General features: G+C 33.2%; 18 protein-coding genes, 1 tRNA gene, 6 pseudogenes and 1 riboswitch. Of the genes and pseudogenes, 19 read left to right on the top strand and 6 right to left on the bottom strand.

Annotated features, from left to right (window positions below):
* Window positions 1–96: 96 nt before the first annotated feature.
* From pheA to JCM7501_RS08905, 6 genes and pseudogenes are all read left to right on the top strand, one after another.
* Window positions 97–920, top strand: a pseudogene (gene pheA / locus JCM7501_RS08925) (prephenate dehydratase).
* A gap of 24 nt (window positions 921–944) precedes the next feature.
* A complete protein-coding gene (aroF, locus tag JCM7501_RS08920) occupies window positions 945–1,961 on the top strand; it encodes a 3-deoxy-7-phosphoheptulonate synthase (protein ID WP_028992275.1) in 1,017 nt (338 codons plus the stop codon).
* A pseudogene (locus JCM7501_RS08915) lies at window positions 1,958–2,799 on the top strand (prephenate dehydrogenase). The gene aroF and the pseudogene JCM7501_RS08915 overlap by 4 nt, the downstream one beginning before the upstream one ends.
* 9 nt (window positions 2,800–2,808) lie before the next feature.
* The gene (aroA, locus tag JCM7501_RS08910) at window positions 2,809–4,080 is read left to right on the top strand and encodes a 3-phosphoshikimate 1-carboxyvinyltransferase (protein WP_028992274.1); all 1,272 of its coding nucleotides are present in this window, start codon (window positions 2,809–2,811) and stop codon (window positions 4,078–4,080) included.
* A 96-nt stretch (window positions 4,081–4,176) separates the two neighbouring features.
* The gene (locus JCM7501_RS13170; RefSeq protein ID WP_169303715.1) at window positions 4,177–4,335 is read left to right on the top strand and encodes a hypothetical protein; all 159 of its coding nucleotides are present in this window, start codon (window positions 4,177–4,179) and stop codon (window positions 4,333–4,335) included.
* A gap of 58 nt (window positions 4,336–4,393) precedes the next feature.
* Window positions 4,394–4,518: riboswitch (cyclic di-AMP (ydaO/yuaA leader) on the top strand.
* Window positions 4,519–5,319, top strand: a complete 801-nt coding sequence (locus tag JCM7501_RS08905; RefSeq protein ID WP_028992273.1) for a cell wall hydrolase — start codon at window positions 4,519–4,521, stop codon at window positions 5,317–5,319. It abuts the riboswitch before it with no gap.
* Between the two features lie 180 nt (window positions 5,320–5,499).
* Here the strand turns inward: JCM7501_RS08905 and JCM7501_RS08900 are convergent, their stop codons facing one another.
* From JCM7501_RS08900 to JCM7501_RS08890, 3 genes are all read right to left on the bottom strand, one after another.
* Window positions 5,500–5,931: a TMEM165/GDT1 family protein gene (locus JCM7501_RS08900; protein WP_322785892.1), complete on the bottom strand. Its 432-nt coding sequence runs from the start codon at window positions 5,929–5,931 to the stop codon at window positions 5,500–5,502.
* Window positions 5,932–6,169: 238 nt separating this feature from the next.
* On the bottom strand, window positions 6,170–6,454 hold the full coding sequence (locus JCM7501_RS08895) for an SHOCT domain-containing protein (RefSeq protein ID WP_012995052.1): 285 nt from the start codon (window positions 6,452–6,454) through the stop codon (window positions 6,170–6,172).
* Between the two features lie 30 nt (window positions 6,455–6,484).
* The gene (locus JCM7501_RS08890; RefSeq protein ID WP_028992272.1) at window positions 6,485–6,673 is read right to left on the bottom strand and encodes an SHOCT domain-containing protein; all 189 of its coding nucleotides are present in this window, start codon (window positions 6,671–6,673) and stop codon (window positions 6,485–6,487) included.
* A 264-nt stretch (window positions 6,674–6,937) separates the two neighbouring features.
* Here JCM7501_RS08890 and JCM7501_RS08885 point away from each other — a divergent pair, with 264 nt between their 5' ends.
* The 8 genes and pseudogenes from JCM7501_RS08885 (at window position 6,938) to JCM7501_RS08850 (ending at window position 14,263) form a co-directional block, all read left to right on the top strand.
* Complete coding sequence (locus JCM7501_RS08885; RefSeq protein ID WP_028992271.1) at window positions 6,938–7,633, top strand: response regulator transcription factor; 696 nt, start codon at window positions 6,938–6,940, stop codon at window positions 7,631–7,633.
* Window positions 7,596–8,980 (top strand): annotated as a pseudogene (locus JCM7501_RS08880) (sensor histidine kinase). Before JCM7501_RS08885 ends, JCM7501_RS08880 begins: the two are co-directional and overlap by 38 nt.
* 71 nt (window positions 8,981–9,051) lie before the next feature.
* Window positions 9,052–9,300 (top strand): SHOCT domain-containing protein, encoded by a 249-nt coding sequence (locus JCM7501_RS08875; RefSeq protein WP_012995056.1) that lies wholly within the window; start codon window positions 9,052–9,054, stop codon window positions 9,298–9,300.
* Window positions 9,301–9,446: 146 nt separating this feature from the next.
* Window positions 9,447–10,592, top strand: a complete 1,146-nt coding sequence (locus JCM7501_RS08870) for an ROK family transcriptional regulator (protein ID WP_028992269.1) — start codon at window positions 9,447–9,449, stop codon at window positions 10,590–10,592.
* Between the two features lie 11 nt (window positions 10,593–10,603).
* Complete coding sequence (nagB, locus tag JCM7501_RS08865; protein WP_028992268.1) at window positions 10,604–11,365, top strand: glucosamine-6-phosphate deaminase; 762 nt, start codon at window positions 10,604–10,606, stop codon at window positions 11,363–11,365.
* A 172-nt stretch (window positions 11,366–11,537) separates the two neighbouring features.
* A complete protein-coding gene (locus JCM7501_RS08860) occupies window positions 11,538–12,866 on the top strand; it encodes a phenylacetate--CoA ligase family protein (protein ID WP_028992267.1) in 1,329 nt (442 codons plus the stop codon).
* A gap of 110 nt (window positions 12,867–12,976) precedes the next feature.
* Window positions 12,977–13,631: pseudogene (locus JCM7501_RS08855) on the top strand (cytochrome c biogenesis CcdA family protein).
* Window positions 13,632–13,643: 12 nt separating this feature from the next.
* Window positions 13,644–14,263, top strand: a pseudogene (locus tag JCM7501_RS08850) (TlpA family protein disulfide reductase).
* Window positions 14,264–14,406: 143 nt separating this feature from the next.
* Here the strand turns inward: JCM7501_RS08850 and JCM7501_RS08845 are convergent.
* Entirely contained in the window at window positions 14,407–15,894 is a 1,488-nt protein-coding gene (locus JCM7501_RS08845; RefSeq protein WP_028992264.1) for an aminotransferase class I/II-fold pyridoxal phosphate-dependent enzyme, read from the bottom strand.
* Window positions 15,895–16,271: 377 nt separating this feature from the next.
* On the opposite strand from JCM7501_RS08845, the gene JCM7501_RS08840 reads away from it, so the two are divergent.
* Both JCM7501_RS08840 and JCM7501_RS08835 read left to right on the top strand, forming a co-directional pair.
* Complete coding sequence (locus JCM7501_RS08840; RefSeq protein WP_013150223.1) at window positions 16,272–18,737, top strand: ASKHA domain-containing protein; 2,466 nt, start codon at window positions 16,272–16,274, stop codon at window positions 18,735–18,737.
* 63 nt (window positions 18,738–18,800) lie between these two features.
* Window positions 18,801–20,501: an ABC-ATPase domain-containing protein gene (locus JCM7501_RS08835; RefSeq protein WP_028992263.1), complete on the top strand. Its 1,701-nt coding sequence runs from the start codon at window positions 18,801–18,803 to the stop codon at window positions 20,499–20,501.
* 58 nt (window positions 20,502–20,559) lie between these two features.
* Here the strand turns inward: JCM7501_RS08835 and JCM7501_RS08830 are convergent.
* Window positions 20,560–20,648 (bottom strand) — tRNA-Leu (locus JCM7501_RS08830).
* Window positions 20,649–20,801: 153 nt separating this feature from the next.
* Between JCM7501_RS08830 and hflX the strand changes: the two are divergent.
* Window positions 20,802–22,041, top strand: a pseudogene (hflX, locus tag JCM7501_RS15935) (GTPase HflX).
* Here the strand turns inward: hflX and JCM7501_RS08820 are convergent.
* Window positions 22,031–22,513, bottom strand: a complete 483-nt coding sequence (locus JCM7501_RS08820) for a DUF3189 family protein (RefSeq protein ID WP_012995066.1) — start codon at window positions 22,511–22,513, stop codon at window positions 22,031–22,033. The pseudogene hflX and the gene JCM7501_RS08820 sit on opposite strands and share 11 nt — an antisense overlap.
* Before the next feature lie 223 nt (window positions 22,514–22,736).
* On the opposite strand from JCM7501_RS08820, the gene JCM7501_RS08815 reads away from it, so the two are divergent.
* Together JCM7501_RS08815 and JCM7501_RS08810 are read left to right on the top strand one after the other, a co-directional pair.
* Window positions 22,737–23,165, top strand: a complete 429-nt coding sequence (locus JCM7501_RS08815; RefSeq protein WP_012995067.1) for an NUDIX hydrolase — start codon at window positions 22,737–22,739, stop codon at window positions 23,163–23,165.
* Window positions 23,166–23,252: 87 nt separating this feature from the next.
* The gene (locus tag JCM7501_RS08810) at window positions 23,253–23,903 is read left to right on the top strand and encodes a YigZ family protein (RefSeq protein ID WP_028992261.1); all 651 of its coding nucleotides are present in this window, start codon (window positions 23,253–23,255) and stop codon (window positions 23,901–23,903) included.
* Window positions 23,904–23,913 lie beyond the last annotated feature (10 nt).

Genomic DNA, 23,913 nt, shown 5'->3' with positions numbered 1-23,913 from the left:
TTCTTCATCTTTTTTAGAATTTATGAAAAATTTACTTGACTTTACTTATGCAAAGTATTAAAATATCACCAATATTATAAGTTGAGGGGGTGTTGGATGAAAATTGGCTATTTGGTCCTAAAGGAACATTTTCTGAAGAAGCTGTCATAAAATACACACAAAGTGTTAAAAATTGTGAAGTTGTAGAGTTTAACACCATTCCGGAGGTCATAAATTGCATAAGCGATGGCTTGTGCGAAGAGGCAGTAATTCCTATTGAAAACTCTATTGAAGGTTCTGTAAATGTTGCTGTAGATATGCTGATAAACGACGCAAATGGGATAATGATAAAAGGAGAAGTGATAATACCTATTTCTCATTGCTTGATTTCGGATGTTCCAGTTGAATTTAAAGATGTACATTGCATACTTTCTCATCAGCAGGCAATTGCTCAGTGTAGGGAATATATATTTAAAAAATTTCCCAATGCGGAAGTAAAAGCTACAGACAGTACTGCTCAAGCAGTCTTAGGTGTCAAATCTAAACCTGGGGTAGTGGCGATAGGCCCTGAAAGAGCAGCCGTTATTTACGGCATGAGAATAATTGATAGGGACATACAAGATGTAAAAGAAAATTATACAAGGTTTTTGGTCCTTTCTCAAAAGGACGGGGTTATCACAGGGAAAGACAAGACGTCAATAGTTTTTTCTGTTCCAAATGTTCCAGGCAGTTTATATAACGCTTTAGGGGTTTTGGCCAACAAAGAAATCAATATGACGAAAATAGAGTCACGACCTTCAAGGAAAAAACTTGGGGAATATGTTTTTTGGGTGGACATTGAGGGGCATAGAGAAGATGAAATAGTAAAGAGTGCCTTAGAAGAGTTAAAAAGTAGAACGGATTTTTTAAAAGTGTTAGGTTCATATCCTAAATTTAAGTAGAACGGTAGAATGGAGGAATTGGAAATGGTAATTGTTATGAATATTGATGCTACTGATAAGCAAATCTCTGATATTACAAATCTTTTAACATCTCTCGGTTTAGGTTACCACATTTCAAAAGGTGAGGAAAAGATAGTCATAGGTGTCATTGGAGATAAGAAAAAATTGGAAGGTAAGGCTATTGAAATGATGGAAGGTGTTGAAAAAGTTATTCCTATTGTAGAACCTTACAAACTGGCCAGCAGAATTTTTAAACCAGAGCCCACCATTGTGGAAGTAGAAGGGGTAAAAATAGGTGGAAGCAACATAGTTATAATGGCAGGACCTTGTGCAGTAGAAAGCAGAGAGCAACTCTTTGAAAGTGCTATGGCGGTTAAAAAAGCAGGAGCTCAATTTTTAAGAGGAGGGGCATTTAAACCGAGAACATCTCCTTATTCCTTCCAAGGGCTTGAAGAAGAAGGCTTAAAAATGCTTCAGGAAGCAAAGCAGCTTACCGGACTCAAGATTGTGACAGAAGTCATGGATGTTCATTCAGTTGAACTGGTGGCGCAATATGCTGATGTTCTTCAGATAGGTGCGAGAAATATGCAGAATTTCTCATTACTTAAAGCAGTAGGTAAAATAAATAAGCCTGTGTTATTGAAGAGAGGGCTTGCTGCAACATTAGGAGAATGGCTAAGTGCTGCTGAGTATATTCTAAATGAAGGCAATAAGGACGTTATCCTTTGTGAAAGAGGAATAAGGACTTTTGAAACTTATACGCGAAATACCTTAGATTTAAGTGCAGTTCCAGCCATAAAAAAATTAAGCCACTTACCTATAGTTGTTGACCCTAGTCATGGCACTGGTAAATGGGACCTTGTAGCTCCTATGGCTAAAGCTGCTATAGCAGCAGGAGCTGATGGTCTCATTATTGAGGTACATCCCGATCCCAAAAATGCTTTATCTGATGGGGCTCAATCTCTTACTCCTGAAAATTTTGAGGCTTTGTGTGAGGATATAAAGGTTATTGCTAAAGCGGTAGGACGGGATTTTTCATGATAAGAAAAGCGGTTATTATAGGATTGGGTCTTATAGGAGGGTCATTGGCAAAAGCACTAAAAAAATATACAGATATAAATATTATTGCTGTTGATATAAACAGAGACAATTTACGCAAAGCGTTGGAAGAGGGAGTAATTTCTTATGGTATGACACACCTTGATTTTCAAGTAGATACTGATGTAGTTTTTATATGCACACCTGTTGGAAAAGTTGTTGAAAGCGTAAAAAATATAATTCCTTATTTAAAAAGAGGCTGCATTGTAACGGACGTTGGAAGTACAAAAAAAGTCATAATGGAAGAGGTGCAAAAATTTTACCCGATGAAATTTTTTTCATCGGGGGTCATCCTATGGCTGGCACAGAGAAAGCAGGTTATGATAACGCTGATGCAGATTTATTTGTCAATTCAAATTATTTGTTGACACCTTCTGATATTGTAAAGGAAGATATTTTGGAATTATTTATAGATGAAGTGATAATAAAAATAGGTGCGAAACCGGTAATTATGGATTATAATAAACACGATGCCATTGTAGGAGTTATAAGCCATGTACCTCATATAATTTCTGCTATACTTACAAATTTTGCTTATCATAAATGCAGTGAAGCTTTTAAATACGCAGCTGGTGGGTTTAAAGATACTACGCGAATTGCCTTGTCTCAGACTGAAATATGGAAAGACATAATTTGCACAAACAAAGAAATTATTTTGGACTTACTAAAAAATTACAAGGAAGTCCTAAGTGACTTTATTTGTTATTTAGAAAATGATGATATTGACAGTATACAAAAATTTCTTGAAGATGCAAGAAAATATCGAAACACTATAACTTGAGGTGTTGTTATGGATATTGAAGTTAAAAAGAAAAAATTTTTAAAAGGTGTTATCTCTGTTCCAGGGGACAAGTCAATATCTCACAGAGCTGTAATGATTGGGTCAATTGCAGAGGGAATTACAGAGATTGAAAATTTTCTTTTAGGAGAAGATTGTATATCTACTATTAATTGTATGAGGAATTTAGGAGTTGATGTTGAATTAAAAGGAACAAACGTTAAAGTTTATGGAAAGGGGCTTTATTTAAATAAAAGCGAAAAAATTCTTGATGTAGGAAATTCGGGTACTACCATTAGGCTTTTGATGGGTATTCTTTCTGGTCAAAAATTTGAGACTACCGTTACAGGTGATGAATCTATAAAGAGACGCCCAATGGGAAGAGTGATAACTCCTCTTAGTATGATGGGAGCGAAAATAGAAGCAAGGGAAGGAAATTTTGCACCTCTTACGGTTTTTGGGAACAAACTTAAAGGCATATATTACAAAATGCCAATTGCCAGTGCGCAGGTTAAATCCAGCATAATGTTAGCAAGCCTTTACGCTGATGATAAAACGATTATTGAAGAGCCCTACCCTTCAAGAAATCACACGGAACTCATGTTTAGTTCTTTTGGTGCTAAAGTGGATGTAAATGGTACAAAAATAACCTGTTATCCTGGTTACAAATTACAAGGGCAGAAAATTGTTGTACCGGGGGATATATCGTCAGCAGCATATTTTATTGTTGCTGCAACTCTCGTTCCAAATTCGGAGGTTACTATAAAGAATGTAAATGTGAATCCTACAAGAACTGGTATTATCGATGTGATAGAAAAAATGGGGGGAGACATTGTCTTGACAAATGAAAGAACTATAAACAATGAAAAAGTAGCGGATATAACAGTTAAGACTTCAAGGCTAAAAGGAATTGAGATTGGAGGAAGTCTTATTCCAAGGCTTATTGATGAGATTCCAGTAATAGCAGTTGCAGCAGTCTTCGCAGAAGGGAAAACAGTGATAAAAGATGCCGAGGAGTTAAAAGTAAAAGAAAGCAATAGAATAAATACAATCACTTCAGAACTCAAGAAAATGGGGGCAAAAATTTTTGAAAGGGAGGATGGGATGATTATAGAAGGTACAGGATTTTTGAGAGGAAATACAGTGGAAAGTTACAACGACCACAGGATTGCTATGTCTTTGTGGGTTGCTGGACTTATGGCAGAAGGAGAAACTAAGATAAAAAATGCTGAATGTGTAAATATTTCGTATCCAGATTTTTATAAAACCTTCGATATATTATAAAAATAGGATAATGTTATTTTTTATCAAAATTTGATCTTGAATTCCTATATATTGTATGTTATTATACTAGTACAACAATATATAGGAGTGATTGAAATGAAAAACGGAGTAGCAGAAAATAAAACACAGTTGAAAGAAAATAAAGCTGATCAAAATAATGTAAATGTGTTTACATGTCCGGATTGCGGCGCTAAATTGGTTCATGAAGGAGGTTGTGTTTTTTGTCCTTTCTGTGGATATAGTGAATGCCAGTAAGTACCTGTCTTTCCACCAGTTTAATATAGACACAAATTAAATATCCGGCTATAATTTAGTTAAAAATATGCCGAATCCCCGATAAGGGTACGGGGGAATTAAATTGGGGTGAATCCACTTTGTGGTAGGGTGGCCCTCACCCGAACCCGTCAACTAACCTCGGAGGCGAAAGGGGGAAACAGCATGTTTAATCTTTACATCAAGGTCAAACCTCTCATCGCATCAATTATAGCCGGATTGTTTATTTTTCAATCAGTATTTGCCGCAACTTATACAGTTAAACCTGGTGACACTCTATGGGGCATAAGTCAAAGATACGGAACTACATATACTAAGCTGATGGCTTTAAATGGTCTTCGAAGTATAATAATATACCCAGGACAAGTTTTGCAAGTGCCAGGTAGCGATAACACATATGTTGTTCAAAAAGGTGACAGCTTGTATTTAATTGCTAAAAAATACGGCATTACTGTTGATATGCTCAAATCTGCGAATGGATATAAAAGCGACATAATATATCCTGGACAAGTCTTTATTATACCCAGTGCTACTTCTTCTAGGACATATCAGGATGTCAGTAGAGGTTCTATTGAAAGGGGTGTAATACCATACACAAAAGAGGAATTTGACCTCCTTGCGCGCCTTGTTACAGCAGAAGCAGACGGTGAACCTTATAAGGCAAAAGTAGCTGTTGCAGCAGTAGTAATAAACAGAGTTAAAAGTAGCATTTTCCCTAATACTATAAAAGACGTAATATACCACGTTGATGATTACGGTAATTATCAATTTACTCCTGTACTAAATGGCTGGATAAATAGACCTGCCTCAGCTGATGCTATAAGTGCGGCAAGAGAAGCGTTAAGTGGTGTTGACCCAACAAATGGAGCCTTGTATTATTTTGACCAGAGTGCTACAAATGCGTGGCTGTGGTCACTTCCTATAGCGGCAAGAATAGGTAATATGGTTTTTTGTTACGGCAGGTGAAATTTCCGATGAGAGGGTCAAAAACGGTACAATATAAGTACCCGTTTTTGATTTAGAAAAATAATTTATACAAAGTAGAAAGACCAAAGGCGAGGAATATGAAAGAAGATAGATATTTTAAATATTTTGAAGGGATTCTTTTATTAAAATAAATGCCTACAATTATTCCTAATACATCTGCTAAAAATATTCCAGAGTGGTGCCTATTAATATATATAGAGGACTGTTATATGATGCAGTCAAAGCTATAGCAGCTAATTGTGTTTTGTCTCCCAATTCTGAGAATACATATGTACTTATAATAGTTGCAAAAGGACCGTATTTTGAATTTTTTATTTTTTCTTGTTTTGCTTCTTCTTCTAACAGAGTTGTAATGCCAAAAAACAGAAATAATAAAGCGGCTAAAAGTTTTATATAAAAAATGGGAATATATTCGGTGATATATGAACCAAATATCACAGCAATGCCATTGTTTATTAAGGCAGCGATAAATATGCTTATAAGAACAGTCCTTACTTTAAAAAGAGTAGCAAAAGCCATTGACATGAGCTGTGACTTATCTCCCATCTCAGAAGTAAAGATAAGGACAAATGATGTGATAAGTGCTTCCATTTTATTGCCTCCCCGACTATTATATTTGCCCTTTAAATAAATTGGACCTTTACATAATATGTAAAACATATTATGTAAAGGTCTCGTTCTTTCAGGTAAAGCCAGGGTTTCCCGATATGTTGACTTTACCGCATATAAACTATGCGAACTACTCCCCTTTACTCAATATATTGTAAAAAATTTATCATAAAATGTCAATAGGAGCAATACAAACAAGAATAATGTCACATCATTTAGTTTATTTTTTTAACATTTTTACTATTTCTGTATATTCGTCTGAAGTAATTTCACCGCGAGCATACCTTAACTTGGCAATTTCTAATGCTTCATTGTTAGGATCTGTATCGTGCTTTTTAAAAAAGTTAACATTTCTAATCTGTTTTACTAGCCAGTAAATTACTACACCTATTAAAATCAAGAACAATATATTGGTAAGTCCACCACCGAACCAAGTTCCATAACCACAAGGATAGTATCCTCCAAACCAACGACCTAAACCACCCATCATATATCCTCCAAACATAATTTGTCCTCCTCTCCAAATATTTATATTTTACAAAATACTTTTTAATTTGTTATATTCTTCTACTGTAATTTCTCCCTTGGCTAAACGTATATCAAGTATTTTCTTTGGTTCATTCGCTTGGCAATCTTTGTCTGCATTTAAATTATTAATTATTCTTTGCAGGTCACCTGTTTTGTACAAATAAAAGCCAATTGCCAAGATTAATATAAGACACAACATCTTTTCAACTCCTTTCATTGAAATTATTTATCAAAAAAATTGTTAACCTCTTTTCAACTTTATTTTAAAACTTACTTTTGAAGAAAATATGAAGAGAAAATATATAACTACTGTTAGGTCTAAAAATAGGTGTATAGATTATTATTATAACCGTGATGTGATGTATAATAAGATGTATAATAAGAAATAAATAGGTTTATCACATTCTTTATTCATGAGTTTTTTATAATTTTACAATAAAATACAAAGGAGTGATAAAAGATGGATAAAAAAATACTTGTTGTTGATGACGAAATAAAAATACTGGAAGTTGTAAAGTCATATCTTGAGCGTGAGGGATTTAGTGTTATTACTGAAACTAATGGCAATAACGTTTTAGATACATTCAAAAAAGAAAAACCAAATCTTGTTATATTGGACCTCATGTTGCCAGGTATTTCAGGAGAGGAACTGTGCAAGAAGATACGGCAGTTTTCCAATGTTCCGATATTGATGCTTACAGCAAAAGTTCAAGAAAGTGATAAAATTAATGGATTTTCTATAGGTGCTGATGACTATCTTACAAAACCATTCAGCCCACGTGAATTGGTTATGAGAGTAAAAGCAATATTAAGAAGAACAACAGATGATGTACCTCTTGCTGAAGTAATATCTTTTAATAATGATGACCTTGTGGTCGATTTTAAAGCACACACTGTGAAGAAAAAAGGAGTGGTTGTAAATCTCACTCCAAACGAATTTAAAATTTTAAAGTTTTTAATTCGCAATCCAAATAGGGTCTTTACACGAGAAGAATTAATTGAAAAAGTTATGGGATTTGACTATGAAGGTTATGACAGGACAATTGATGCGCATATTAAAAATTTAAGACAAAAAATTGAAGACGATACAAAAAATCCAATGTACATTAAAACAGTATATGGCGTTGGATATAAATTTGGTGATGGAGATGTTTAAAAATAATTTAAAAACAAGGACGGCTATTGTATTTATTTCAATAGCTCTTATATCGATTGTTATTGTAAGTATTACAACAAACATCTTAATAATAAATAGCTTTGGAAATTATGTTACAAAGTCAACAGATAAGGAATTTAGCAATATAGCCAATACTCTTGCTGCAGTGTATAAATCTGAGGGGGGCTGGAAAAGTACAACAGGGCGTGAAATTGCTCATGCTGCTATGATGGAGGGATATGGGTTAAGGCTTAGAGATAAAGATGGCAAAATTATATGGGATTTTTCTTCGATGGCACACATGATGAATATGATGGGAAAATGGAATAAGAAAAATATTTCTGAAAAAACTCTTCCCATCATTGTGGATGAAAAACAGTAGGGTATGTGGATATAATTTATTATGGGCCGATGATGATGAGCGACTTGGATTTTAAGTTTTTATATGACATTAGTAGATATAATGTTATAGCAACGGTGATAGCTATTTTTATAGCATTGATTATAAGTATTTATGTGTCGAATTATATTACAAGACCGTTAGTTAATATTACGGAAGTTGCTAAAAAGCTTGAAAAAGGTGATTTTACTGCAAAGGTATATGATATACCTAAAGAAGAAGAACTATTTAAGCTCACAGCTGCAATAAACCATCTTGGAGAATCTTTAAAAAATCAAGAAATACTAAGAAAACAAATGACCTCTGACATTGCACATGAGCTTAGAACACCATTGACAACATTGCAGAGTCATATTGAAGCAATGCTTGATGGGGTTTGGCAGCCTACGTATGAAAGACTAAAGAGTTTAAATGAAGAAGTCTTAAGACTTATAAACATTGTAAAAGACCTTGAAACATTGAATAAATTTGAATCTGACATGTTAAAGCTTAATAAAATCAAATTTAACGTAAGCGAATTAGTAAAGAACATTTTAACAAATTTTGAAGCATCTTTTGCTGAAAAAGAACAAGAAGTTGTAAAGAACATAGAAGATAACATTATGTTGTTTGGTGATAAGGACAGGATAGCACAGGTCTTTGTTAACCTAATATCAAATTCAAATAAATATACTCCTGTAGGTGGCAAAATAAAAATAGACTTTTATAAAGAAGGCGATTATGCGGTATTCGTAATAGAAGATAATGGAATGGGTATATCCAAAGATGATATTCCTTTTATCTTTGAAAGGTTTTACAGAGGAGAAAAATCAAGAAATCGTGAAACAGGTGGAAGTGGAATAGGTCTTTCAATTGTAAAAGCCATAGTATTAGCTCATGGAGGCAAAATAAACGTTGAAAGCGAGATAAATAAAGGGAGCAAGTTTACTGTTAAAATTCCCCTATAAAAACTGGTTCATAAGTTTTTCATAATGGCGGTGTATAATTATTTTGAAAGGAAGAAAGGAGGAATAACATTATGATGAGAATGATGTATGGTTGGGGCTGGGGATATGGAATAGGTGGATTTATTTGGAATATTGTCTGGATGGCAATAGAGATAGGTTTAATAGTTGCTGCAATATATCTTATTGTATTATTATTTCGAGGCACAAAAAATAGAAACAAAGAGAAGGATGCGATAGAAATTTTAAAAGAAAGATATGCAAGAGGAGAAATAAGCGAGGAAGAATATCTGGAACGAAAAAAGAGACTTGAAGAAAAATAATCAGAAAAGTTTGGCAAAAAAAGATACAATTTTGTTATTTACATTTTTCAAATTGTTATGATATAATAATTGTAGTAAAATGTTCGATAGTCGAACTAATTTTTTTGAACAATTAGTTCAGGTAGTGAACTAATGGAGGCGATATATTGAAAGGCTATACTAAAGGTACTTCTGGGTTGATTAAGAATATCAATAAGGCTAATGTTTTAGATGTCATAAAGAAAAGGCAGCCTATATCAAGAATAGAAGTATCTAAAGTTTTAAAAATGAGCAAATCCACTATTTCTGCTATTGTAGATGAATTAATTGAGGAAGGATTGGTAGTAGAAAACGGTTTTAGTGAAAAAGGGACAGTAGGGAGAAAGCCTATACAGCTTTCTTTTAATCCTAATGCTAAATTTGTTGTGGGAATGAGTGTTGAGTCTTCTAACACGATAGGTGTTTTGACTAACATGGATGGTAAGATTTTAAAAAAGATAAAATGGCAAACTAGCATTGGAGAGCAAGCCTTTAATGAAATTATAAATGGGATACAAGAACTGCTTAAAAGTGGGAAAAATGTAATAGGAATTGGTATTGGCCTTCCTGGAATTACGGATATACAAACAGGAGTTGTGAATGCGCCGGGACTAAAATGGAATAATTTTGAATTAAAGAAAAAGTTAAGTAAAATTTTTAATTATAGCATCTATGTTGACAATAGTGTAAATTATGCTGCTCTGGGAGAAAGATGGATTGGTTGTTGCCGCGAAATAGAGAATTTTGTGCTGATAAATATAGGAAATGGTATAGGTTCGGGGATATACGTAAATGGTAAATTATTGAGAGGTAATGCTTATGCTGCAGGAGAAGTAGGGTATATGGCTACAGGAGAAGATGTTTTTAAAAATACCTATTCTTATGGGGACTATAGCTATTTTGAAAGAAAAGCTTCTTTGTCTGCTTTAGTGGGATTAGTTTCTAAAGATTTGCCTCATATAAATACGATAGAGGGTGTGATAAAAGGATTTAAAGAACAAAATCCTATTTGTGTACAAGCTGTGTCTTGTTTTATTAAAAATTTAAGCATGGGTATCGCTAATATTGTAAGCATTTTAAACCCAGAAGCAATAATAATTGGAGGAGACATCTTAAATTATGAAATTGATATTATTCATGAAATTAAAGAAAAAGTAAAGAAAATTGTGCCTTTTGATTTTGGCATTAAAATGGCTCAACTTGGAGAAGATGCTGCTGCTATTGGGGCAGTGGCAGATGTCCTTTTAAATACAAATAACTTAATTTTGCTATAGGAGGTCGTAAAATGAAAGTAATAATAACTGTAGACTATAAAGAAATGAGTAAAAAAGCGGCAGAAATTGTCAAAAGACAGATAAAAGAAAGGCCTAATACTGTTTTAGGGCTTGCTACAGGTTCTACACCTCTTGGAATGTATAAGTATTTAATTGAAATGTATAAAAAAGGAGAAATAGATTTTTCCAATGTTATTACATTTAATTTGGACGAATATGTGGGCTTGTCTGCAGAACATCCTCAAAGCTATCATTATTTTATGTTCCATAATTTTTTCCATCATGTTAATATTAAGAAAGAACATATTCACATTCCCAATGGAGTGGCTTTAGACTTTGAAGAAGAGTGTAGAAGATATGAAGAGGAAATTGAAAAAGCAGGTGGGATTGATTTACAAATATTGGGGATTGGGGTCAATGGACATATAGGGTTTAATGAGCCGGATGAAAGTATAGATACAAAAACTCATGTGGTTACTTTGACAGAAGATACAATAAATGCCAATAAAAGATTTTTTAAAAGCGCAGATGAAGTACCAAAAAAGGCGATTACTATGGGCTTAGGAAGTATCATGAAAGCGAAAAAGATTGTCCTTTTGGCTTCTGGAAAAAATAAAGCCAAAGCGATAAAAGAAACGATAAAAGGTCAATTAACTACGAAGGTACCTTCTACTGTTTTAACGTTACATCCTGATGTAACCATAATAATTGACAAGGAGGCTGCCTCACTTATACCTGATGAAGATTTAAAAGAGATAGAGGTGATTGTCTGATAGGCGAAAGCTATTTTTTATTGTATTTGAAGAGCGAAAAGTTAGATGCCGATTTTTATTTAACAAAATTTTGTAATTGAGATATAATATAATTAATACAATTGTCAGGAAAAGATAAAGGCATTCACTATTTCAAGTTAAAAAGAGCTATTTTAAAAAGGGGAGATAGGTCGTGATAGGCATTATGTTAAAGGGCCTTAAACTTTACAGCCACAATAGATGGCCACGTGAAAAAATAATGGAATATAGCAATAAGCGTATGAGAGAAATGATAAAACACGCCTATACTTCCAGTAATTTTTATAAAACTCTCTATAAAAGCGCAGGAATAGAATATAAAGCTTTAGACACTATTCCCATTGAAGAATTACCTGTGATAGATAAAGAAATGGTTAGAAATAATTTTTTTGAGATAGTTACTGATTATATTTCTCCCAAAGAAATAGAAATGGCAATGAAAAGCAGCGAGTTACTAGTGAGGGTGGGAAAATATATTCTTGTTCATACTTCTGGAAGTACAGGTAAGCCATGCAATTTTCTTTATGATAGAGTTGCTTTGGATATGATCGAAGCTAATATGGTACGTATAAGCATTGGGGGCAAAAATGAAATTGGATTACGTGATTTTCCTATAAAAGTACTGTATGTGGCTTCTGTGGGAAGTGGTTATGCTTCTACTGTACTTGCTATGAATGGCATTAAGAAATATGGGGCTAAAAGTCTTGTGCTGAATGTTAGTGAGCCTATTGAGACTTGGAAAGAAAAAATTAAAAACTTTTATCCTAGCTATTTGGCTGGATATCCTTCATGTATAAAAATATTGGCTGACATGCAGCAAAGAGGCGAAATAAATATAAAACCCAAAAAAATAATTACAGGAGGAGAACCTTTAAGTAAAGAAATTTCCAATTATTTAAGCTCAGTTTTTGATGCTGACGTGATAGATTATTATGGTTGCACAGAATCAATATTTTTAGGTGTCGGAGCAAGCTGGTATGAAGGTATGTACCTTATGGATGATATGAATTATGTGGAAGTTGATGAATTTGGAAGGTTAATCATAACCCCATTGTATAACAAAATTTTTCCTCTTATTCGTTATCGACTAAATGATGTGGTTGAGGGGTTTGATAAAGACTATCGTGGCCATTTACCTTATACTCATATTAAAAGAGTTGTGGGAAGAGAAGAAGAGATGATGTGGTTTAAAAATGAAAGTGGTGGTAGGGATTTTCTTCATCCTCTTTTTATTGATGACCTTGATGTTGAAGGAATAAAAGAATATCAGTTTATTAAAACAAGTGATGAAAGTCTTATATTGAACTGTGTCAAACTTCCTAATGCCAAGGAAGGTGTTGAAGAGGAAATCAAAAGGCAATTTAACCAGTTTTTGATTAAGAAGAAGCTTAGAAATGTAAAATACGAGGTACATTTTACTGATGCACTTCAGGCTGATAAAGTAACTGGAAAGGTAAAAATGGTTATAGATGCTACAAAATAAATTAATTATTATGTATCTTTAAACGGACATAGATAAATACCTTATTGTACTATAACTGAAATTGTAATATAATATTTGATAGTCACCCTATAGGGGAGGGAGGTGTAGATGTGCCAATTTACACTGCATTTTTAGCAGGAATTGTTTCTTTTTTATCACCCTGTGTTTTGCCTTTAATTCCTGCTTATGTATCTTATATTTTTGGAAACAAGAAGAATAATTTAACAAATTTATTGCTTTTTGTATTAGGTTTTAGCATAGTGTTTGTACTAATGGGAGCGACAGCAAGTCAAATTGGAAAGCTGTTTTTAGCGTATAAAGATATTTTTAGAAAAGTAAGTGGGATAATAGTTGTGCTTTTTGGACTTCAAATGACTGGAATTTTTAGACCACTATTTTTAAACAAGGAAATTAAGCTGATAAACATGGAAAACGTACAAACTGGTTATATAGGGTCATTGGTACTGGGTGTAACTTTTGCTGCAGGATGGACCTTGTGTTGGGCCAATTCTCGCCTCGATATTGTTGTATGCTGGTTCTGTTAGTACATTAAATGTAGGTGTGATACTTCTTTTTGCGTATTCCATGGGGCTTGGTATACCTTTTATAATTACAGCCTTATTGATTGACAAGTTTAAAGGTATGTACAAAAGGATTAATAAAATATTGCCTTATATTGAGGTAATAAGTGGGGTTATTCTCATAATATTTGGAGTTCTTTTATATTTTAACATGTTAATCAAAATAAGTGGATATTTTTATTAAGAGGTGGTTAGTGTGAAAAATAAAAGTCTAATTTTTACTATAATTGCTGTGATAGTTATAGGGGCGCTTATTTTTGTGCTGAATAATTATACAAAAAGTGCTCAACCTTTCCATTCTCAAGCGGCAGAAAATAATACTTCTAGCAATAATGAAGAACAAAGTACAAGCTCAAATGCAAATGCAAATTCAACTGAGCAAAGTGAGCCTAAGATAGGGAATCAAGTAGGAGATATAGCACCAGATTTTACGTTAAAAGATTTAGATGGCAATACTGTGACTTTGTCGAGTTTGAGAGGAAAAAAAGTTATATTAAATTTTTGGGCGACGACTTGCCTTATTGTAAAATTGAAATGCCTGCTTTAAATCAGTTTATAAAAAACCATAAAGGTGATACGGTCTTACTTGCGATAGATTTGGGTGAAAGTCCATCAAAAGTTAAGCAGTATTTAGAAGGGAAAGGATATGAATTTACTGTGTTACTGGATACTGACTTAAGTACTATTTACGATTATCAAGTTCAGTTTATACCTATGTCTTATTTTATAGATAAAAACGGGGTCATAAGGGCAATTAGCAATGGGGCTATGACATATGATGAAATTGAAGAGTATTATAAATCAATTTCTCAATAAATGAAAAGGCAAAGAAGCAAATAAAAGAAATGTATAAACAATCAGTTAATGTCACGAATATGACTTTTGCAAAAGCAATATACAATTCTGAGATTTTAAAAAGGAGTATCTTTTATAGGAGATACTCCTTTTTTAGTAAAACATTATGCTATTACATTTAAAACTTGCCGGTCATTTACTACTTTTATATAATTTACTTCCGGGTCTTCGGTGCCTTGTATGCTTAAGTTGGCTTCTTTCATTTTATCTACATATTCTATAATTTCTGATGTTATTCGTTCTCCTGGGCAAAGTACTGGAATACCTGGAGGATAAGCCATCAAAAATTCTGCACTTATTTGCCCTACACTTTCTCTTAGAGGTAATGATACAGTTGAGGAGCCAAAAGCATATCTTGGTGAGACTACTTGTTCTGGTATTTCTGGTATATCTATAGGTTTTACTATTTCAATGTTTTCGTTGTATAATTCATCACTTATTTCTCTTAAAGCCCTTACGAGATAATCGACTTTTTCCTTTGTATCACCAATAGAGAATACACATAAAACATTATACATATCTGAAAGTTCAGGTTGTATATAATATCTTTCTGCCAATATTCTCTCTAACTGATGGCCGCTTATTCCAAGGCCTTTAGCTGTTATTGTAACTTTTGTGGGGTCAAAGTCATAGGCTCCATCACGGCCAACAATTTCTTCACCAAAACAGTAGAGTCCTTTTATATTGTTTATCTCTCTTCGAGCGTACTCTGCTAATTCTATTGTTCTATCTAATAATTCTTTTCCTTCTGTAGCCATTTGCATTCTTGCAACATCTAAGGAAGCCAACAATATATACGAAGGACTTGTTGTTTGGAGTAAACTCATTACTTGTTTTACTCTATTAATATCAATTCTATCGCCTTTAACGTGAAGCATCGAGCTCTGCGTCATTGAGCCAATAATCTTATGAGTGCTCTGTGCACAGATATCAGCTCCTGCTTCCATCGCTGAAATAGGCAATTTTTCGTTAAATTTAAGGTGTGGTCCGTGAGCTTCATCCACCATGAGTATAGCGTCATAGTCATGAACAATTTCAGCAATTTTTACTATATCGGTAGAAACTCCGTAATAAGTCGGATTTATTATTAAAACAGCTTTTGCATCTGGATGCTCTCTTAAGGTTCTTTCTACTGTTTCTGGTGTGACATTTAATGCGACACCGATATTTTTATCAATTTCTGGTTGCATATAAACAGGTATAGCACCACTTAATATAATTCCTGACGTTACAGATTTATGAATATTTCGAGGTACAATTATTTTTTCGTCTTCTCTCATTACACTTAAAATCATTGCTTGAATGGCACCAGATGTTCCATGAATAGAAAAAAAGGTAGCGTCGGCACCAAACGCTTCTGCTGCTAATTCTTGGGCATATTTAATTGGCCCAGTAGGCTTGTGCAAGCTATCTACTTGCTGAAACACTGTTACATCCATTGACAATACATTTTTGCCTACAAAATCTAAGAATTTTTTGGCCATTCCCACACCTTTTTTATGCCCTGGCACGTGAAAAGGGATAGTATTGTTGTTTACATATTCCATTAAGGCATCAAATAAAGGAGTTTGGGCTTGATCAAACTTTTTCAACGCATCTAACACCTTCTTTCATAAGTTTTGGCTCAGAATAAAAGCCTAAAACCTTGATATAAGTAATTCAAAGGCATAGGCTTTGCAGAGCTTTGCTTTCCTTAAAAATAATTTCAATTCATTATAAGACATATTGCTGTAAATTTCAATAATAAGTTTTATGTTAATTTAAAAATATTTTTAGAGAAAGTTTTAAACTGCTAATCTAGTCTTTAATTACACTATACTATATAGTATGAGAAAAACCCTGAAATGTCAAATGCATTTTTGTAATAAGTAGAGGTTTTCTGTATAAATTTTATTTGCGATTTTTACTATAGCAATTTATAATAATAAACAAAACGGTATGACAATATGCGTTTTAATGAGGTGTGGAAATGCTTAGTAAAGATGTTGTGCAAAGAGTAAAGGACTTATCATTAAAAAAGTTGAAAAACATGAATTTTGATGTGGATCAATATTTAATTGAGGAAGCAACTACGGAAGCGCAAAATTTAATAGATTACAAAATTATTCATCAAGTATGTGATAATTTTCATATTGATGAGAGAGAAAATAAAATAATCTTTAAAACTGGAGATTATTTCTTTGGGGATTATATAGTAAAAAATTTAAAAGAAGCGGAATATATAATTTTAGCAATCATTACACTGGGAGATAGAATAGATAAAAAGGTAAATGATTATTTTTCAGAAAGTAATTACACAAAAGGAATGATTTTAGATGTTATTGCAGGCGTGTTCCTTGAAATATTGACAGATAATTTTTGGAAAGAGGTAAGAAAAAACGCGGAAAAGTATGGCAAAGAAGTTACAGATGTTTTTTACCCAGGAAATAAGTGGGACATAAAAAATCAGGCTGTGATTTGCAAACTTGTGGACAGTTCAAAAATCGGTGTAAATATTAATCACAGTTTTATCATAACACCACAAAAAACAGTGTCTTTTGTATGTGGAGTAGGGGAAAACGTGAAAAGACTTGAAAATAAATCAGTTTGCAATAATTGTGAAGCTAAAGATTGTATTTATAGAAATTCTTTTGGTGAATCTAAATATAAAGTAACTGTTCATTTTAGTGGCAACACAAAAGTTATTGAAGTAAGTAAAGGAGAAAATTTATTTCATGTTCTTGTTAAAAATGGAATAAAACTTAACAATTTTTGTGGTGGCAGTCGGATTTGTGGTCAATGTAAAGTTATATTAAGTGAGGAAATTGATATTTCTGATGATGAAAAATACTTTTTGACAGATAAAGAAATAAAAAACAACATTCGGCTTGCGTGTTTTGTTGAGATAGATAGGGATTTAGAGGTCAAGGTACTTTCTGAAGAGCAAAAAGCAAAAATATTGACAAAAGAAAATGATTTGTTAAGTATTGAATTATATCCTCGCGTAAAAACTTCTACAGTAGAAATTAAAAAACCAACTTTACATGACCAAAATGACTATGTTAAAAAAATTAAAGAGGCTGTAGGTGGAGAAATAGAAGTTCCTTTAAAGTTTTTAACGAATCTTCCTGAAGTTTTAGAAGAAAATGATTATAAGGTAAATATTACTATTAGGAAAAATGAAATAATTTCGATTAAGGAGGTCACTTCGAAACCATACAATTACGGTATAGCATTAGATATAGGAACTACTACTATTGCTGCTTATTTATATGACTTAGATGAGGGGAAAGAAGTAGATGTATATTCATGTTTAAATCCGCAAAGGACTTTTGGTGCTGATGTTGTAACGAGAATAACTTATAGTATTACTAATTCTCAAGGATTGTATCAGTTGCATTCAGCTCTAATAAATAAAATAAATGAAATTGTAGAGGAGTTTTGTGTAAAAAATTCTATAGACAAAAGCGATATACATGAAATTGTGGCAGTAGGTAATCCTACAATGATACATTTCCTTTTAAATGTATCTTCCAAGAATATAGCGATATCTCCTTATGTGCCGACTTTTACGTCAATGATAGAAATAAAAGCAAGAGAGATTGGTATAGAGATAAACAAGGAAGGATATTTAATAACATTACCGCTTATATCTTCTTATGTAGGAGCAGATACTGTGGCAGCGGTTTTGGCAAACAAAATTGACCAATCTGACGAACTATGCTTGCTTGTAGACATAGGAACCAACGGCGAGATGGTATTGGGGAATAAAGATAACCTTATTGCTTCTTCGGCTGCAGCAGGCCCTGCTTTTGAAGGAGCAGGAATAACTTTTGGACTAAATGGCGTAGAAGGAGCTATAGACCATGTAGATTTTAGTAAAAGAGCTTTTTATACTACAATAGGAAATAAAAAAGCTAAAGGAATATGTGGTTCCGGTATTGTAGATATTATTTCTGAACTTTTGAAGTATGGCATTGTTGATAGTACTGGCAGGCTTTTGTCTAAAGAAGAAGTTAAAAATGTACCTGTTGATATTGCAGAAAGGATAACTCTTTACAAAGGTGAACCGGCATTTTTAATAGAAAATGGAATATATGTGACACAAAAAGATATAAGGCAAATACAACTGGCAAAAAGCGCCATACTTGCTGGCATTAACATCATGATAAAAGAAATAGGTATTGATGTAAATGAAATAAAAAAAGTTTTTTTGGCAGGAGGATTTGGAAATTACATTCTTCCTGAAAGTGCGATAACAATTAGGCTTTTGCCAAGGGAACTTCAAGGCAAAATCCTTCAAGTAGGCAATAGTGCTGGGATTGGTGCGATAATGGCATTGCTTTCTGATAAAGAACTGAAAAGAGCAATACATTTACAAAATAAAATAAACTATATAGAACTATCAACCCATGAAGATTTTCAAAATGAATTTGTAAAAGGAATGTATTTTTAATAAAAGTGGAAGTCAGAATATAAGAAAAAATGCATTAAAATTATAACAAAGGAGTGTTTGTAGATGACAAAAGAAGACCTTAAGAAAAAGCTTGATAAAATGGATGGAAAGGGGTATAAAGCTTATAAAGACCTTGAAGGGGAATATGAGTTTGAAAAATTTATACTGTATATTGACCATGTTCAGGGAGATCCTTTTGCATCGCCTTCAAGGATAAGGATTAGAGTGCCTCAAAATATAGCTGATTTTGAGTTTTCTATGTATAACAATCCTTCAAGGCAAGTTGCTTTAGAAGATTTTTTGATAAGGTCAGCTTTTGAAGTTATAAAAAAGTTACCTTCTTTAAAAGGTACAGGACATAGTGGGGACATTTATATTGATAAAGGCGGTCAACAAATAATTAAAAGAAGTGCAATGGTAGTTAATAAAGATTACGTAGAGGCAAGATTGAGCATAGGACTTCCTGCTTTTGGTAGACGAATAAATAGCAGTGGTGCCAAAAGAATATTTCTTGAATTTTTACCTCAAATTGTAGAAAAAGGACTTTTAAAAAAGAATCTCAATATACAAGATATATGGCTATGGGTTGAGACAGTGGAAGACCAAGATTACCTTAGAAGTCAGCTAAAAGAAAAAGGGCTTGTAGCTTTTGTGGCTGATGGTGCGATTCTTCCTAGAGAAAGCGGCATAAGTGATAGACCTTTAAAAGGCGGTAATGTAGTACCTTTTGAGTCGCCGAATAGCTTGAGGGTTAAGTTTCAACTTCCGAATCGAGGAGAGATAACGGGGATGGGAATACCCGAAGGAGTTACGCTTATTGTGGGCGGCGGTTATCATGGCAAGTCTACCTTGTTACAAGCTATTCAAAAAGGAGTATACAATCACATACCAGGTGATGGCAGAGAGTTTGTTATAACTGTAGCTGATGCAGTAAAAATAAGAGCGGAGGATGGCAGAAGAATAGAAAAAGTAGACATAAGTCCTTTTATAAATAATTTGCCCAACGACATAGATACTACAAGGTTTACTACCGAAAATGCCAGTGGCAGTACTTCTCAAGCAGCAAATATTATTGAGGCGATAGAAATAGGTACCAGCTTGCTGCTTTTGGACGAAGATACTTCAGCTACTAACTTTATGATAAGAGATGCACGTATGCAAAAACTGATTGCAAAAAAGGAAGAACCTATAACTCCTTTTATTGATAGAGTAAAACAGCTATATAAAGATAAGGGTATTTCTACGATTTTAGTTATGGGTGGCAGTGGAGATTATTTTGATGTTGCTGATTGCGTAATTAAAATGCACGACTACAGACCCTATGACGTTACACAAGAGGCAAAGAAAATTGCCAAAGAATTCAAAACGAATAGAAAAGTCGAAGGAAATAGTGAACCTATAGTTATAAAGCCAAGAGTTCCTCTTAAAAAAGGACTTGAAATAAAGGGTAAAAAGATAAAATCAAAAGACGAAGATACTATTAAATTTGGATATCAAGAGATTGAATTGGATTATGTAGAACAATTAGTAGACAAAAGTCAGACAAATGCTATTGGGGAGATAATACGATATATTGCCGATAAATATGTAGATGAAAAAAGCAATATAAAAGAAATATTAGAAAAAGTATATCAAGATATAAATAAAAAAGGACTTGATGTGGTATCTCATTTTTATGGTAAGCATCCTGGTAATTTAGCTTTGCCGAGGCTTTATGAAATAGCTGCGGCATTAAATAGATTGCGAAGCTTTACTGTAAAATAAAAATAACCTCCTCAGCAACACTGGATTCGCTTGAGGAGGCTAATCCTTCATTTTCAACTGGTGCCGAAGGTGGGAGTCGAACCCACACGGGGTGTAAGCCCCACTGGATTTTGAGTCCAGCGCGTCTGCCAATTCCACCACTTCGGCAAGTTATTACATTTGATATCTTATCATAGGTTAATAAAAATTTCAATACCCTTTTTATAAAAAGTGCTATTAATTTACCTAGTCATTATTTATAGATTCCTTTGTTTGTGATATATTTATATTTACAGAAGATTTTTCAAGGCTGGTGATATTATGGAAGAGTTAAGCAGAAATGAAAAGATAGAACGCGCAATTTTAGTAGGAATCATTTCAACAACTGAAGATGAAGAAGTATAGGAGAATTAAAGGAGCTGGCTTTGACAGCTGGTGTAGAAGTAATAGGTGTTATGACGCAAAAGCGTGATACAATCCACAAAGCTCATTATATTGGCAAAGGTAAGTTGGAGGAATTAAAATTTTTTGTTGAGAATCAAGAGGCTGACCTTATTATTGTCAATGATGAGCTTACTGGTACTCAAATTAAAAATATGGAAGACTTTTTAAATGTAAAAGTGATTGATAGAACTAATCTTATCCTTGATATATTTGCTAAAAGGGCAAGGTCAAAAGAAGGTATGTTGCAAGTGGAATTAGCACAATTAAAGTATCGTCTACCACGTCTTGTAGGTATGGGGGGACAACTTTCAAGATTGGGTGGTGGAATAGGAACAAGGGGACCTGGTGAGACAAAATTAGAGGCTGATAGGAGGCATATACAAAATAGAATAAAGGCAATAGAAAAGAAACTGGAGGAAATAAAAAGGCATAGAGATTTACAAAGGAGTAGACGTAAAAAAAATCAAGTTCCTGTTGTAGCTATAGTAGGATATACAAATGCGGGCAAATCCACACTACTTAATGCTCTTACAAAGGCAGAAGTTTATGTGGAAGATAAATTATTTGCAACACTTGATCCTACTGCCCGAAGACTTATTTTACCTTCAGGGAGAGAAGTGATTTTGATTGATACCGTAGGTTTATTAGAAAATTACCCCATGACCTTGTAGAGGCTTTTAAATCTACATTAGAAGAGGTTAAATATGCAGATTTATTGCTTCATGTAATTGATGTGACTTCACCAGATATGGAGGAAAAGATAAAGGTTGTAGAAAGGGTTCTTTCAGATTTAGGGGCTATTAATATCCCTAAGATAAATGTTTTTAATAAAATTGACCTTTTGGAAGTTGTACTTAAAGGAAATGAAAGAGAAGTTTATATTTCCGCAAAAAATAAAATTGGATTTGATAATTTATTGGAGGCAATAGAAAGAGAAATTTTTAAAGATGTGGAAGTAGTGAATTTTCTACTGCCTTATGATAAGACTAAAGAATACAATTATTTAAAAGAAAAAACAAAAATAATTGAAGAAAATTATAATGAGGACGGGATAATGATAAAAGCTGAAGTTCAAAAAGAAACAAAGGAGAAACTCAAAGATTTTATTATCGTTTAATAGCGTTGTATTCTGCTTTTTCTTGAGCCTTTACGTTTTTAACTATTTGAACAATTTTTTTATAAGCTTTTTGCGTACCATAAATGACTAAAGGCCTTCCTATAACAGGAAATTTTAAAGCAATAGAAGTAAATCCGCCAATTTTCATAATCCAGTTTGTAGTACCAGTCGTGTCAATCAAAAGCAGTCCTTCGTTTGTATTGAATATATGATAGTATAAATCTTTAAGAGCTGGCTCAATTAACTTTTTGGCATTTTTTACCCCCATAGAATATACGTTGTTGCCATATTCATCAGTACCAATAGGAACGATGTGTCCCGGGTCATTTTGGCCATTTAATTTATCGAACAAAGATATGCTTTCTATTTCTTCTTTAGATGGAATTCTGTCCATTGGCAGTTTTCCAGTGTGTATGTAAGATGCTATTACAGAAGTATGCGTTCCGCCATAACAGTGATAAATTATATACATTTGAAACTCCCCTTCCTTGTTTTTTACATTAAATATTTTTTATAATTTAGAGATTTTTATACTGGTAAGTTGATTTTTTTTGATGGAAAAATTAAATTTTGATGTATAATTGTGGAGATATGGATAAAAATAAAAATAAAATTAAAAATTTAAGAAGGAATTTAAAAGTTTTTAAAGAATATTATATTAAAAGAAAAAAATAAAAATTTTAGGGGGCTTGTAAATGTTAATAAGAGATTGCGCTGGTGGAGTTGTATTCAAAGGAGATAGTGTATTCATTCTTAAAAATGAGAAAGGGGAATGGGTGTTACCAAAAGGGGTTATTAGAAATAATGAATTGCCTATTGATGTGGCCATAAGGAGAGTCTGTACTGAAACAGGCCTTAAATCTGTTGAAGTCCTTTCTACTGCTGGTGAAACCAGTTACGAATTCTATTCTGTTACCCGTCAACGTCCTGTCTTTAATAAAATTACTTGGTATCTCATGACTACTTTTGAAGAGGAATTTAATATTAGCAAAGAAGATGGCTTTGTCGATGGAGGTTTTTATCCTATAGACAAGGCTTTGGAGATGATTACCTATAGTCAAGACAAATCGCTTGTAAACGTTTCTTATTTTAAATACAAGACGTTGACGAAGGCTTTGGCATAGGCGAAAAAGCTTTGATGAAGCCTAATAAAGCCGGTAACGGCTTTATTTTTTGATTATATTTTGGTATAATTACAAAGGGGTGCTATTTTGGCTAAAAGTTATAAAACGCTATATTCTTACGGAGTTGCTGAAATCGAAATAAAGCGTTCCAGATTTATTGGACATGCTAAACCAGTTTCTTCAGAGGAAGAGGCGGTAAAATTTATAGGGGAAATTAGAGCAAATCACAGAATGGCAAACCATAACGTTTATGCTTATGTTATTGGAGAAAATGATGAAATTCAGCGTTTTAGTGATGATGGAGAGCCTTCTGGCACAGCAGGTATACCTGTATTAAATGTGATAAAAAAAGAAGGATTAAAAAACGTTGCTGTTGTGGTTACAAGGTATTTTGGTGGAATATTATTAGGAGCAGGAGGATTAGTGAGAGCTTACACAAAAGGGGCAAAAATAGGTATTGATGCTGCTGGAATAGTAGAAAAAATCCCTGCGAAAAGTATAATCCTCACTTTTGATTATACTTTGCTGGGAAAAATTCAAAATGAGCTTCTAAAGAAAGGCTATTATGTTAAAGATATTATGTATTCAGATAAAGTTTCTATAGTATCACATATTGAAGAAGACCGTCTATTGGAATTTCAAAGTTTTATAAATGATTTGACAAGTAAAAGGTGTAACATAAAAATTGAAGGGGATGTATACCTTCTTAAAAAAGGTAATGAATATTATGCACCATAAGCTTAATTTC

It is taken from the genome of Thermoanaerobacter thermocopriae JCM 7501 (assembly GCF_001310975.1).
Taxonomy (GTDB): Bacteria; Bacillota; Thermoanaerobacteria; order Thermoanaerobacterales; family Thermoanaerobacteraceae; genus Thermoanaerobacter; species Thermoanaerobacter thermocopriae.
Note: the sequence above shows the minus strand (reverse complement) of the source record. Positions and strands in the feature narration are given on the sequence as shown.